The sequence below is a fragment of the Enterobacter sp. 296B2 genome, assembly GCF_034106185.1.
GTDB lineage: Bacteria > Pseudomonadota > Gammaproteobacteria > Enterobacterales > Enterobacteriaceae > Enterobacter > Enterobacter cloacae_N.
In genome coordinates, this window is the sequence record NZ_JAWNCA010000012.1 from 23,212 (window position 1) to 35,820 (window position 12,609).

At 57.6% G+C, this 12,609-nt stretch carries 9 protein-coding genes and 1 pseudogene; all 10 read left to right on the forward strand.

Annotated elements, in window-relative coordinates; translation table 11 throughout:
• Window positions 1–84: 84 nt before the first annotated feature.
• The 10 genes and pseudogenes from URZ40_RS11105 to URZ40_RS11150 all read left to right on the forward strand — a co-directional run bounded on the left by URZ40_RS11105 (window position 85) and on the right by URZ40_RS11150 (window position 12,604).
• Entirely contained in the window at window positions 85–1,782 is a 1,698-nt protein-coding gene (locus URZ40_RS11105) for an NAD-dependent malic enzyme (protein WP_116339756.1), read from the forward strand.
• A gap of 248 nt (window positions 1,783–2,030) precedes the next feature.
• Window positions 2,031–2,516 carry an Hcp family type VI secretion system effector gene (locus URZ40_RS11110; protein ID WP_182945432.1) on the forward strand — a complete coding sequence of 162 codons (486 nt, stop codon included), beginning with the start codon at window positions 2,031–2,033 and terminating at the stop codon, window positions 2,514–2,516.
• Window positions 2,513–2,995: pseudogene (locus URZ40_RS11115) on the forward strand (DUF2778 domain-containing protein). Before URZ40_RS11110 ends, URZ40_RS11115 begins: the two are co-directional and overlap by 4 nt.
• A gap of 523 nt (window positions 2,996–3,518) precedes the next feature.
• Window positions 3,519–5,234 (forward strand): ABC-F family ATP-binding cassette domain-containing protein, encoded by a 1,716-nt coding sequence (locus URZ40_RS11120; protein ID WP_320720536.1) that lies wholly within the window; start codon window positions 3,519–3,521, stop codon window positions 5,232–5,234.
• Between the two features lie 197 nt (window positions 5,235–5,431).
• On the forward strand, window positions 5,432–6,442 hold the full coding sequence (adhP, locus tag URZ40_RS11125) for an alcohol dehydrogenase AdhP (protein ID WP_266153367.1): 1,011 nt from the start codon (window positions 5,432–5,434) through the stop codon (window positions 6,440–6,442).
• Window positions 6,443–6,591: 149 nt separating this feature from the next.
• A complete protein-coding gene (locus tag URZ40_RS11130; protein WP_320720537.1) occupies window positions 6,592–8,211 on the forward strand; it encodes a TIGR04028 family ABC transporter substrate-binding protein in 1,620 nt (539 codons plus the stop codon).
• A gap of 10 nt (window positions 8,212–8,221) precedes the next feature.
• Window positions 8,222–9,166, forward strand: coding sequence for an ABC transporter permease (locus URZ40_RS11135; RefSeq protein ID WP_320720538.1), 945 nt, complete (start codon window positions 8,222–8,224; stop codon window positions 9,164–9,166).
• Window positions 9,163–10,011: an ABC transporter permease gene (locus URZ40_RS11140; RefSeq protein ID WP_163329503.1), complete on the forward strand. Its 849-nt coding sequence runs from the start codon at window positions 9,163–9,165 to the stop codon at window positions 10,009–10,011. The genes URZ40_RS11135 and URZ40_RS11140 overlap by 4 nt, the downstream gene beginning before the upstream one ends.
• On the forward strand, window positions 10,011–11,618 hold the full coding sequence (locus URZ40_RS11145; protein ID WP_320720539.1) for an ABC transporter ATP-binding protein: 1,608 nt from the start codon (window positions 10,011–10,013) through the stop codon (window positions 11,616–11,618). The genes URZ40_RS11140 and URZ40_RS11145 overlap by 1 nt, the downstream gene beginning before the upstream one ends.
• On the forward strand, window positions 11,615–12,604 hold the full coding sequence (locus URZ40_RS11150) for a putative FMN-dependent luciferase-like monooxygenase (RefSeq protein ID WP_320720540.1): 990 nt from the start codon (window positions 11,615–11,617) through the stop codon (window positions 12,602–12,604). The genes URZ40_RS11145 and URZ40_RS11150 overlap by 4 nt, the downstream gene beginning before the upstream one ends.
• The last annotated feature ends 5 nt before the right edge of the window (window positions 12,605–12,609 follow it).

The window sequence follows — 12,609 nt, forward strand, 5'->3', positions numbered from 1 at the left end:
CGCCCGACCGCACCCCGTAGCACAGGCCAGAAAGATGACAAACAGCAGTGTCAGGGACGGATCTTCAAAAAAAGAGTGAGTGACATGGACAACAAACTGAAAAAACATCGTTCCTTATATATCCCTTATGCCGGCCCGGTTTTACTCGAATTCCCCCTGCTCAACAAAGGTAGCGCCTTCAGCATGGAAGAGCGCAGCAGCTTTAACCTGCTGGGCCTGCTACCGGAAGTGGTTGAAACCATTGAAGAGCAGGCAGAGCGTGCGTGGATCCAGTATCAGGGCTTCAAAACCGAGATCGACAAACACATTTACCTGCGCAACATCCAGGACACCAACGAAACCCTCTTCTATCGCCTGGTGCAAAACCATCTCGAAGAGATGATGCCGGTGATCTACACCCCAACGGTGGGTGCGGCGTGTGAACGCTTCTCTGAGATCTACCGTCGCTCACGCGGCGTCTTTATCTCTTATCAGAACCGTCACAATATGGACGACATCCTGCAGAACGTGCCGAATCACAATATTAAAGTGATTGTGGTCACCGACGGGGAACGTATTCTCGGCCTCGGCGACCAGGGCATTGGCGGGATGGGGATCCCAATCGGTAAGCTCTCTCTCTACACCGCCTGCGGCGGCATCAGCCCGGCGTATACCCTGCCGGTAGTGCTGGACGTCGGCACCAACAACCAGCAGTTGCTTAACGATCCGCTGTACATGGGCTGGCGCCATCCGCGCATTACCGACGACGAGTACTACCAGTTTGTCGACGACTTCATCCAGGCCGTGAAGCACCGCTGGCCGGACGTTCTGCTGCAGTTTGAAGACTTCGCGCAGAAAAACGCGATGCCTCTGCTGAACCGCTACCGCGATGAGATCTGCTCCTTTAACGACGACATCCAGGGCACCGCAGCGGTGACCGTGGGGACGCTTATCGCCGCCAGCCGCGCGGCCGGCAGCCAGCTGAGCTACCAGAAAATCGTCTTCCTTGGCGCGGGATCTGCGGGCTGCGGTATTGCCGAGCAAATTATTGCCCAGACGCAGCGTGAAGGCTTAAGCGAAGAGCTGGCCCGCTCCCGCGTCTTTATGGTGGACCGATTCGGCCTGCTGACCGACGGCATGCCAAACCTGCTGCCGTTCCAGACCAAGCTGGTGCAGAAGCGCGAGAACCTGAAAAACTGGGATACCGACAACGAAGTTCTATCCCTGCTGGACGTGGTGCGCAACGTGAAGCCGGATATTCTGATCGGTGTTTCCGGGCAAACCGGTCTCTTCACCGAAGAGATTATTCGCGAGATGCACAAGCACTGCGCGCGCCCTATCGTGATGCCGCTTTCCAACCCGACCTCCCGCGTGGAGGCGACACCGCAGGACATCATCGCCTGGACCGAAGGTAACGCGCTGGTCGCGACCGGCAGCCCGTTCGACCCGGTGGTGTGGAAAGATAAAACCTATCCGATTGCCCAGTGCAACAACTCCTATATCTTCCCGGGCATTGGTCTGGGCGTGATCGCCTCCGGCGCGTCCCGCATTACCGATGAGATGCTGATGTCGGCGAGCGAAACCCTTGCGGGCTACTCGCCGCTGGTCAACAACGGTGAAGGGCTGGTGCTGCCGGAGCTGAAAGACATTCACAAGGTGTCGCGCGCTATCGCGTTTGCGGTCGGTAAAATGGCGCAGCAGCAGGGCGTGGCGGTGAAAACCTCTGCCGACGCGCTGCAGCAGGCTATTGACGATAACTTCTGGATGCCTGAATACCGCAGCTATCGCCGGACCTCGATTTAATCCGCTCCGACCGTTTCCTCTCCTCAAAAGGGAGAGGGAACGTGAATCCCCTCCTTCCTTTATTTTCTTTGCCTCTACTACAGCATTTCATTGAACATTATTTAAAAAATCAATATTTCAACAATAATGCATATCTCGTTGAAATATAAATATTTAGCATAACATTTTTTGCCTAATAAACAGTTTCTTTTAAAGGTTTAGTAACGTTCCGCATCACTAAATTCATTAATTGAAAAAGGAGTTTTGAAATGGCAATTCCGGCATACCTTTGGCTTAAAGATGACGGTGGCGCAGATATCAAAGGGGCTGTTGATGTACAAGATCGCGAGGGAAGTATCGAGATATTAGGGTTCGGTCATGGACTGCATCTGCCCACAGATAACATGACAGGAAAAATAACGGGTACGCGCGTTCATAGTGCCCTGGTATTTGAAAAGGAGTTTGACAGTTCTAGCCCTTACTTATACAAGGCTGTGGCAAAAGGCCAAACGCTGAAAAGTGCCGAGTTTAAGTGGTATAAGATCAATGATGCTGGTCAGGAGGTCGAGTACTTCAACATGTATCTGGAGAACGTTAAAGTTGTCTCAATATGCCCGGTAATGCATGACGTAAAAAATCCAGCGATGGAAAAACATAACCATCTTGAAAATATTTCCCTACGTTATGAGAAAATCACGTGGCGGCATTGTGACGGTAACATCATCTTTGCTGATTCATGGAATGATCGTTCATGAATCTCCTGCAGTGTTATTTCCACCTTAACGGCGGTAAGTATGCAACATTGTCTGTGCCCGGTGTGGGTTTTTTCCCTGCATTTTCTGGGAATGGTAATGCAACAAATCGTCCCGAAAGCGCGTCTCTACCCGATATAGGCCCTCTCCCTCCGGGCCGATATTACATACTATTACGTGGATAAGGTGGTTGGTATACTCAAACAAAGGACAGTTTAAATGCATTTTTCACGGGTTCGAATCGCAGCGAGTGGTTTGCTTTGTATCGCGATGATGGATTGATGAACGATGAGACTTTTGTGGATGGGGTAAGGCGAGGAGAGTTCAGACTGCACCCTATCGGACCATCGGGATTAAGTAAGGGATGTATCACGCTTTACAGTCAGAGTGATTTTAAGGTCCTGGCATCCGCCTTACTTCGTACAGGAGGGCAGCAACTGGGAAACTATATGATAGCTCATGGCGTTGTGCAGGTTTATTAATGAAGATGGTACTCCTGGCACTGCTATGGTGTACGGTCGTGTTTCTGTCACTACTCACACTATATAAATTTGTTCCACCTGAAACGCAGTACTCTTTTGCGGAGCATTTTGAAATATATGGCGACGAATTGATCATGGATTTTGTTCTTTACCTTTTTTTAGGTATTGCCATATTGATTGCGTCAGTGTCCACGCTGGTTCTTTATTTGCTCTTACGGAAAAGATAATCCTGGGCAGCAATGCTGCCCTTCTTCTAGGTTTATCCTGAAAAAAGTTATATAGTGATAGCTACCTGCAAACTCAAAACATATAAGGAGGCCAATTATGCTGTATCGTGAAATTTTCAATGTTTCACATACATTTGGTGATCGCACCGGCTCAAGCGTTATCGGTATCGTGCTGCGATAACTTCTGCTTGAGCGAAGACACCAACCCCTGAAATCCCTTCTCTCGGGCTTACTGAGTTATCGTCAGCGATGTTTGACGAGGCATAAACATGCCTGTAACTCTTGGGTAAGCAACAATGAGCACTTTACTCACTGCACAATCTTTACGCGTTGATACGGCGTTTGGCACGCTCTTCGACTCACTCTCCTTTACGCTGAAAAAAGGCGACCGCATTGGCCTGCTGGGCGACAACGGCTGCGGCAAAAGTACGTTGCTGAAGGTGCTGGACGGCACTGATTCCCCTGCCGCCGGAACGGTCGCGCTGGCCGGGCACTGCCTGATGGCACGCGTGGAGCAACATCTCCCGGACGCCATTTTCCCGCTGACCATGCTGGATGCGGTACTCGCACAGCTGCCCTTAGCTGAGCGCGATAGCCTGCGCTGGAAAGCCGAAACCCTGCTGGCGAGCATGGGCTTCACGCCGCAGGATATGATGCTGCAATCCGCCACGCTGAGCGGCGGGCAACACACCCGCCTGCTGCTGGCGCGGGCGCTGATTCACGAGCCGGATTTGCTCCTGCTCGATGAACCCAGCAACCACCTGGACCTGCCGACCATGCTCTGGCTGGAACACTTCCTGCAGAACTGGTCAGGCAGCTTCGTGCTGGTCTCGCACGACAGACAGCTGCTGGATGCCGTCACCAACGGCAGCTGGATCCTGCGCGATAAAACGCTGCACTACTTCGCCCTTCCCTGCACGGCCGCGCGCAGGGCGCTTGCAGCAAAAGATGAAAGCGACGCGCAGCGCCACAAGGCGGAGCAAAAGGAGATCGACCGCGTAACCGCCAGCGCGAAGCGGCTGGCGACCTGGGGCAAGGTTTACGACAACGAAGACCTGGCCCGCAAAGCCAAACAGATGGAAAAACAGGTCGAACGGCTGAAGGAGAGCCAGACGGAAGTAACGGCAGGCAGCCAGTGGACGTTAACCCTGCGCGGTGACGCGCTGCGGGCAGACCGTCTGCTGGAGATGGAAAACCTCGACGTTCCGCCTGCTCCGGGGCTCCCGCCGCTGTTTAACATCGACGTTGCGCGGCTAAAAAGCGGCGACCGCGTGGCGATTGTCGGTCGTAACGGCTGCGGTAAATCGTCGCTGATGAGGCTTATCTGGCAACAATTTGCCGATATGCCCGCAGACAGCGGGTTGAAAATCCATCCGCGCGTGTCGCCAGGCTATTACGACCAGACGCTGAATCAGTTGCCGGATGACGCCACGCTGCTCGACGCGCTGGATCCTTTCGCGCCGGATCCGCAGAACCGCAAAATGGCACTGATAAGCGCGGGATTCCCATGGGCGCGTCACGGGCAAAAAGTCAGTACGCTCAGCGGTGGCGAGCGCTCTCGTCTGCTGTTTGTCGGCCTGACGCTTGCCCGCTATAGCCTGCTGATGCTGGATGAACCCACCAACCATCTCGACATGGAAGGCAAAGAGGCGCTGGCGGAAACGCTGCAACAGTTCGAAGGGGGCGTGCTGCTGGTCAGCCATGACCGACAGTTAATCAGCCAAAGCTGCAACCGCTTCTGGCTGATTGAAGAGGGGAAGCTGAGCGAGTGGCACGATGCAGAAGCGGTGTTTGAGCGCCTGCGTGAAAGCGCGGGGCTGGTGACATCCACCGCGCCCGTCATCGCCGCTGGTGAGGTTCAACCCTCCTCCCCGTACGACGATCTGCTTGAACGGCTGGTCGCGCTGGAAACGCTGCTGGAAGACGATCTGGCGCGTAAGCCGAAGCATCAAAAGCCGCAGCTGCAGGCGCAATGGCGTAAAGAGATTGAGGAGATAGAAGCACTGCTGTAAATCTGCGCCCGGCGAGTCTCTCTCGTCGGGCCAGTATTTTCCCCCTTAATTATTAGAGGAACGCCGTATTCTTAATCTGAAATCGGCTTAAATGATGACATTATGTTGCTGCAGCCTTGCATTACCAGGCTAATGTATTAATCCTTAAGAGGTATTACCCTGCTATGCAGATACTTATCATGAACAAGGAGATACACATGAAGGCTGCTGTTGTTACTCAGGATCATCAGGTCAACGTCACCGAAAAAACCTTACGCCCGCTAAAGCACGGGGAAGCCCTGCTGAAGATGGAATGCTGTGGCGTATGCCATACCGATCTTCACGTGAAGAATGGTGATTTCGGCGATAAAACCGGGGTGATCCTGGGCCATGAAGGGATTGGCATCGTGAAGGAAATCGGCCCCGGCGTGAAATCACTGAAAGTTGGCGATCGTGCCAGCGTGGCGTGGTTTTTCGAAGGTTGCGGCCACTGCGAATACTGTAATACCGGCAACGAAACTCTGTGCCGCGACGTGAAAAACGCCGGTTACTCCGTTGACGGCGGGATGGCTGAAGAGTGCATCGTCACCGCGGATTATGCGGTAAAAGTGCCGGACGGCCTGGATTCGGCGGCGGCCAGCAGCATCACCTGCGCCGGCGTTACCACCTACAAAGCGGTGAAGGTCTCGGGTATCAAACCGGGCCAGTGGATCGCCATTTACGGTCTTGGCGGGCTGGGTAACCTCGCGCTGCAGTATGCTAAAAACGTCTTTAACGCCAAAGTCATCGCCCTTGACGTTAACGACGAACAGCTGAAGCTGGCGGCCAGCATGGGTGCGGATTTAACCATTAACTCCCGCAGCGAAGATGCCGCGAAAATTGTGCAGGAGAAAACCGGCGGTGCCCATGCCGCAGTCGTCACTGCCGTCGCCAAAGCGGCATTCAACTCCGCCGTTGATGCCGTGCGTGCCGGTGGCCGCGTGGTGGCGGTTGGCCTGCCGCCGGAAGCGATGAGCCTCGATATTCCGCGTCTGGTGCTGGACGGCATTCAGGTGGTGGGTTCGCTGGTCGGTACCCGTCAGGATCTGCAGGAAGCCTTCCAGTTTGCGGCCGAGGGCAAAGTGGTGCCGAAAGTGACGATGCGTCCGATCGAAGACATCAACGCCATCTTTAAAGAGATGGAACAGGGCCAGATCCGTGGCCGTATGGTGATTGACCTGCGTTCGTAATCACCCACCGTACATCACCGCTCCTTACCGGGGCGGTTTTTTTATAGCCATTTTCCGGCAATCCTTATCTTAATTCCTTTGTTCACTTGTTTTCCCGCGCGCCCGATGATGAATCCGACGCTAACAAGAAGATAACAAAGGAATTCACCATGCAAACCCCATTTCGTCTGCCGCTGCTGACGGCGCTGATTCTGACGACCACCGCAGCCTGGTCCGCGGATGCGCCTGTTAAAGGCGGCACGCTGATTTATCTGGAGCAACAGGCGCACACCAACCTCTATCCGCCTGCCGGCGGCTTCTACCCGAACGGCGGCATTCTGAACCAGATCACCGACAAACTGACGTGGCAGAACCCAAAGACGCTGGAGGTGGAACCCTGGGTGGCAGAAAGCTGGACCACCAACGCCGATAAAACCGAATACACCTTTAAACTGCGTCCCGGTATTACCTTCTCCGACGGCACGCCGCTGGATGCTAACGCCGTGGCGAAAAACTTTGATACCTACGGCTTAGGTAACAAGGCGCAGCGCCTGCCGGTGTCAGAAGTGATCAATAACTATGATCGTAGCGAAGTCATCGACCCGCTGACCGTGAAGTTCTACTTCAAAAAACCGTCGCCGGGGTTCCTGCAGGGCACCGCCACCATTGGCTCGGGTCTGGTTTCGCTCAGCACGCTGAAGCGCAACTTCGAAGAGCTGGGTGACGCCCGCCACATCATTGGCTCCGGGCCGTTTGTGGTGAAGGACGAGAAGTTGGGGCGTGAAGTGACGCTCGAAGCCCGTAAGGACTACCAGTGGGGGCCCAAAAACCTGCCACAGCAGGGGCCAGCCAATCTGGACGGCATCAAGTTTATCGTCACTCAGGAAGACAGCGTGCGCATCGGCGCCCTTCTGGCCGGCCAGGCCGACTTTATTCGCCAGGTGCAGGCGTATGACGAAAAGCAGGCGACCGACCAGGGCTATAAAATCTACGCTGCCCCAACGCGTGGGGTGAACGACAGCATCAGCTTCCGTCCGGATAACCCGCTGGTCTCCGATATTCGCGTACGCCAGGCGCTGCTGCATGCCACCAACGCAAAACAGGTGGTCGAGACCCTCTTCTCGGCCAACTATCCGCAGGCGAAGTCGGTGATTGCCGATTCCGCAGCAGGCTTTGTCGATCTCAGCGACAAATTGACCTTTGACCCGGTAAAAGCCAACCAGCTGCTGGACGACGCGGGCTGGAAAGCGGGCAGCGACGGGGTCCGCGCCAAAGACGGCCAACGTCTGGCACTGACGGTGTATGAATCCCTGCCGCAGCCGCAAAATAAAGAGGTGCTGCAGCTGGTTGCCCAGCAGTGGCGACAGGTGGGCGTGGCGCTGAGCGTCAAAGCCGGTGACGCAGGCAGCCGCACGCTGGATAACCTTGATCCGCTGAAAACCCCGTTAACCGTCTCCGAAGTAGGCCGCGCCGCTCCTGACGTGGTGAAAAGCATGTTCTACCCGGCTAACCGCGACGCGCTGCTGCAAAAGGGCGGCTCCAGCGACAAGGTTAAAAACTTCCGCGACGACAAGCTGAATGAACTGCTGGTGAACATTTCGGCTGAGGTCGATCCGCAAAAACGCCTGCAGCTGACGGGCGACGCCCAGCGCTACCTGCTGGATAACGCCTACGTCATCCCGATTTTCGAGGAACCGCAGGTCTTTGCCGGTGCGCCGTGGCTGAAAGGCGTCAATTTTGAAGCGGTAGGCCGCCCGTCGTTCTACGGCGCGTGGATTGAGAAACACTGAGGAGCTGACGATGCGCCACGCACTTCTTCAACGCTTTGGGCACGGGCTGCTGGTACTGTGGGCCGCCTTTACCCTCTCGTTCGTGTTGCTCCAGGTGCTGCCGGGCGACGCGGTGCTGATTAAATTTCAGAACCCGGACCTGGGCCTAAGCCCGGCGCAAATCGAGGAGATGCGCGTGGCCTACGGCGCGGACAGCCCGCTGTGGCAGCAATACGGCCACACGCTGCTGGCGATGCTGCGCGGGGATTTCGGCTATTCGTTACAGGCAGGGGTGCCGGTCAGCGAGCTGATTGCCAGCAATCTGCCGGATACCCTGAGTCTTGCCCTGCCCGCGTTTGTGCTCGCGGTCCTGCTGGCGTTTGCGCTGGCTTTTGCATCGCGTCTGCCGGGTCTGCGCTGGCTGAGCAGTACCCTCCAGTCGCTGCCGGTCCTGTTTATCTCCTTACCCACTTTCTGGCTGGGGATTGCCCTCATCCAGCTCTTTTCTTTTCAGCTGCGGCTGATCCCGGTCATTAACCCGACGCCACTGCAGGGGTTGATCCTGCCAATCGTCACCGTCGCGATCCCGATCTCCGCCCCGCTGGCGCAAATCCTGATGCGCAGCCTGGACCAGGTGGCAACGCAGCCGTTTGTCGCCGTCGCCCGGGCCAAAGGGCTGAGTGAAACCGCCGTTCTGTGGCGTCACGTCACCCGCAACGCCCTGCTACCGGTCCTGAACATTGCCGGGCTGCTGCTGGGCGAGCTGATTGCCGGGGCGCTGATTACCGAAACCGTTTTTGGCCGCAGCGGGCTCGGCCAGCTGACCCAACAGGCGGTGAATAACCAGGATATCGCCGTGCTTCAGGCGGTAGTGATGATTTCCGCCCTCGGTTTTGTCCTGATTAATCTGCTGGTGGATCTGCTGATGCCGCTGCTGGATCCCCGTCTGCAAACCGTTACCGGAGGTGCTTCATGAGCCTGGTCGATTACGCCGCCGCCGCGCGAAAGCGCGTTCCAGCGTGGCAGGAAGTGGAATGGCAACCGGGACTGTGGCTGGCATGGGGGGTGATTATTCTCGCCGCTTTTGCCGCCGTGGCGCCTGGCCTGTTAACCCACTACAGCCCGATTGAGGGCATCGCCGGGGCACAACGCCTGGCGCCGCAGGCGGGACACTGGCTCGGCACCGATCAGCTTGGCCGCGATGTTTACACGCGCATCGTGTACGGTGCCTCACACTCCCTGAGCGCAGCGCTGGCCGCCGTGACGATGGGTCTGGTGGTGGGTACCGGCTTAGGGGTGGTTGCCGGGGCGTTCGCCGGACGCGTCGAGTCTTTCCTGATGCGTTTTGTCGACGTGCTGCTGTCCATCCCGTCTCTGCTGCTCTCACTGACGGTCATTATTCTGCTCGGGTTTGGCACCGTTAACGCCGCGATTGCCGTAGGCGTTGCCTCCATTGCCAGCTTCGCCCGCCTCGCGCGCGGTGAAGTGGTGCGCATCCGGCACACGGATTACGTCGAGGCGGCGTTTGGCAGCGGCGGGACGTTTTTCGCCGTGCTGTGGCGACACATCCTGCCCAACGCGTTAACCGCCGTCCTCGCCTTTGCCACACTGCAGTTTGGTCAGGCCATCCTGGCGCTCTCCACGCTGAGCTTTCTCGGCTACGGCACCCCGCCCCCCGTGCCGGAATGGGGCTTATTGATCGCCGAAGGCCGTAACTATCTCTCTACCGCCTGGTGGTTAACCACCTTCCCCGGCGTCGTCGTCATCGCCGTGGTGCTGGCCACCAACCGTATCAGCCAACAGTTCAGCGGAGGTCGCTAATGACCGTTCTCTCAGTGGAAAATTTGACGATCAGCTACCGTACCGCGCGTCAGTGGCGAGAGGTGGTGCATAACGTCAGCTTCACGCTCGGGCGAGGGGAAATGCTGGCGTTTGTCGGTGAATCCGGATCCGGCAAAACGACCACGGCACAGGCGATCATTGGTCTGCTGGCCGACAACGCCCGGCGCGATGCGGGAAAAATATCGCTCAACGGCGAGGAGATTAGCCTATGGTCCGCCAGGCGTCTCGATACTCTTCGCGGGGCGCGAATTAGCCTGGTTCCGCAGGATCCGGGTAATTCGCTCAACCCGGTGAAAACCATCGGCGCGCAGGTCGGAGAAATCATTCAGCTACACCAGAAAGTGACCCGCGCCCGGCGCGACGAACAGGTGCTCGACCTGCTGACAAAGGTCGGCCTGAGCCACCCCGAGCAGCGCATGACGCAGTATCCCCATCAGCTCTCCGGCGGGATGAAACAGCGCGTGCTGATTGCCATCGCCATTGCCCTGCGCCCGGACGTCATCATTGCCGATGAGTCCACCAGCGCGCTGGATGTGACGGTGCAAAAGCGTATTCTCGATCTGCTGGATATCCTGCGCCGGGAATCGGGTACCGCCGTTCTGTTTGTCACCCACGATCTTGCGCTGGCCGCGCAGCGCGCGGACAGGCTGCTGGTTTTTCGCGATGGCGAGGTTCAGGAGCAAGGCAACACCGCCGATATCGTACGCACGCCTCAGCACGCCTACACCCGCCAGCTGCTGAGCGATCTCCAGGGCCAGCGCCTGACCATCGCCCCGGTGGCCGGCCGCCCGCTCGCGTCTCCGGCCATTCGCGCCCGCGCCATCAGCAAACAATTCTCCCTGGGCAAAGGTCATCAGCTTCAGGCGCTGGATCGGGTGACGTTTGACGTCAGGCGCGGTAGTACGCACGCGCTGGTCGGGGAATCCGGCTCCGGGAAAACCACCCTCGCCCGTATTTTGCTGGGTTTTGAACAGGCCGACAGCGGGCAGGTCATCATTGACGATATTGATGCCACCGCGCTCAGCCGCGAGGCCCGCCGCCAGCTGCGCCAGAAGATCCAGTTTGTTTACCAGAACCCGTTTGCCTCTCTCGACCCGCGTCAGACGCTGTTTGACATCATCGAAGAGCCCCTGAAGAACTTTTTTCGCCTCGGTAAGGCGGAGCGCAAAGTCCGGGTCGAGACCGTGGCACAGCGGGTTGCCCTGCCGGTCGATATATTGAGCCGCACCGCCCGGGAGCTTTCAGGCGGACAGCGTCAGCGCGTTGCCATCGCCCGGGCACTGATCCTGGAGCCGACCATTCTGGTGCTGGACGAAGCCACCTCCGCGCTGGACGTCACCGTGCAGGCGCAGATTCTGGCTCTGCTTCAGCAGTTGCAGCAGCAGCTGGGACTGACCTACCTCTTCATCACGCATGATTTGTCCACCGTCCGCCGGATCGCCCATAGCGTCACGGTGCTGCGCAGCGGTCAGGTGGTCGAACAGGGCGATGTCGGAACCTTATTCGCGTCACCGCAGAACGACTATACCCGGGAGCTGATTGACGCCATTCCCCATTTTTCACCCGCTACGGAGGAGCTCGCATGACGCGAAAACGCCTGGGATTTTTCACCCGCCTGCTTGACGACGCCACGCCGAAGGAGCGCTATTGTCTAGCAACCGAACAGATCCGCCACGCCGAACGCCACGGCTTTGACAGCGCCTGGATTGCGCAGCACCACTTCCACGAAAGTGAAGGCGGCCTGCCGTCACCGCTGCTGTTTCTGGCGCACGTGGCCGCGCATACCGAAACCATCCGGCTGGGCACGGCCATCATTACCCTGCCGATGGAAAACCCGCTGCGCGTGGCGGAAGATGCCGCCGTGCTCGATTTACTCGCCGATGGTCGTCTTGAAGTCGGTTTTGGATCGGGCGGCACACCGACCTCATTTCTGCCGTTCGGCCTGACGTTTGAGGGTCGCGGCGCGGCCTTTGCGGACCATTTGCATGTGATCCAAAGCGCCTGGCGCGGGGATTCACTGACCCATCCGGATAACCACCTTTACCCGCCGGCGCCACAGCTTGCCGACCGTATCTGGATTGCCACCTTCTCCGTTGACGGTGCCGTTCGCGCCGCCCGGGCTGGACACGGTTTAATGCTCTCCCGCACGCAGCCTCGCCCGGCAGACCGCCCGAATTTAACGCTCGACGCGATCCAGAACCCGATTGTGGATGCCTACCTCGATGCGCTACCTGCGGGCATCGCGCCGCGTATTCTGGCCTCCCGTACGGCGTTCGTCGCCGACAGCGATGACTATGCACTCAGGGTCGCAACGCCGGGCCTCACGAAACAGGCCTGGCAGCATCGCGCTGCCGGGCACGCAGTTAAAGGTGACACCGTCACCGATTATATCCGCCAGTTTGACGCGCATATCGGTTCCCCCGATACGGTGCTGCATTCGCTGAATGCTGACTCCGTTCTCAGGCGCGCCACGGATATCTCATTCCAGGTCCATTCGGTCGAACCCACGCACCGCGACACGCTGCGCTCCGTTGAGCTGATCGCAGAAAAGATTGCCCCCCACATCCTTTGAGGAGA

Coding starts and splice junctions, on each gene's coding strand:
- URZ40_RS11105 (WP_116339756.1), top strand. CDS start 85: ATGGACAACAAACTGAAAAAACATCGTTCCTTATATATCCCTTATGCC.
- URZ40_RS11120 (WP_320720536.1), top strand. CDS start 3,519: ATGAGCACTTTACTCACTGCACAATCTTTACGCGTTGATACGGCGTTT.
- URZ40_RS11130 (WP_320720537.1), top strand. CDS start 6,592: ATGCAAACCCCATTTCGTCTGCCGCTGCTGACGGCGCTGATTCTGACG.
- URZ40_RS11150 (WP_320720540.1), top strand. CDS start 11,615: ATGACGCGAAAACGCCTGGGATTTTTCACCCGCCTGCTTGACGACGCC.
- URZ40_RS11135 (WP_320720538.1), top strand. CDS start 8,222: ATGCGCCACGCACTTCTTCAACGCTTTGGGCACGGGCTGCTGGTACTG.
- URZ40_RS11110 (WP_182945432.1), top strand. CDS start 2,031: ATGGCAATTCCGGCATACCTTTGGCTTAAAGATGACGGTGGCGCAGAT.
- URZ40_RS11145 (WP_320720539.1), top strand. CDS start 10,011: ATGACCGTTCTCTCAGTGGAAAATTTGACGATCAGCTACCGTACCGCG.
- adhP (WP_266153367.1), top strand. CDS start 5,432: ATGAAGGCTGCTGTTGTTACTCAGGATCATCAGGTCAACGTCACCGAA.
- URZ40_RS11140 (WP_163329503.1), top strand. CDS start 9,163: ATGAGCCTGGTCGATTACGCCGCCGCCGCGCGAAAGCGCGTTCCAGCG.